The sequence below is a fragment of the Mesorhizobium sp. M7A.F.Ca.US.005.03.2.1 genome, from assembly GCF_003997795.1.
Taxonomy (GTDB): Bacteria; Pseudomonadota; Alphaproteobacteria; order Rhizobiales; family Rhizobiaceae; genus Mesorhizobium; species Mesorhizobium ciceri.
Window position 1 is genome coordinate 1 of sequence record NZ_RZRP01001506.1, and the last position, 634, is coordinate 634.

A 634-nucleotide genomic window follows, 5' to 3' on the forward strand; every position below is an offset into this window, starting at 1 on the left:
GCTCAATGTCGTGCCCGGCCTTGGCGAAACCGCCGGCCAGGCGCTTGGCCGCCATATGGATGTGGATTGCCTCGCCTTCACCGGTTCGACCGCGGTGGGCAAGATGTTCCTGCAATATTCCGGGCAGTCGAACATGAAGCAGGTCTGGCTGGAGACCGGCGGCAAGAGCCCCAACCTCGTCTTTGCCGACTGCGGGGATCTCGATGTGGTGGCCGATATGGCGGCCTTCGGCATCTTCTTCAACCAGGGCGAGGTCTGTTCCGCCAATTCACGCCTGCTCGTCCAGCGCGGCATCAAGGATGCCCTGGTGGAGAAACTGGTGCAGCGTGCGGCGGCCACGCAGCCCGGCGATCCGCTCGATCCGATTTCGAAAATGGGCGCGATGGTCGATAGTCGCCACGCCGCCAATGTCATGCGCTTCGTCGAGGCCGGTAAAAAGACCGCGCGCCTGGTCGCGGGCGGCGACATGGTCACGGTCAATGGGCGCGGCAGCTTTGTCCAGCCCACCATTTTCGACGATGTCACGCCTGCCGATCCGATTGCCCGCGACGAGATCTTCGGGCCGGTGCTTTCGGTCATTGCCTTCGATGACGAGGCCGACGCGATCCGCATCGCTAATGACAGCCCCTACGGG

1 protein-coding gene is annotated in these 634 nt (G+C 63.6%); it reads left to right on the plus strand.

Annotated elements, in window-relative coordinates; translation table 11 throughout:
- Positions 1 to 634: aldehyde dehydrogenase family protein (locus EN991_RS38765; protein ID WP_127370661.1), on the plus strand; the 634-nt coding region annotated here is incomplete at both ends.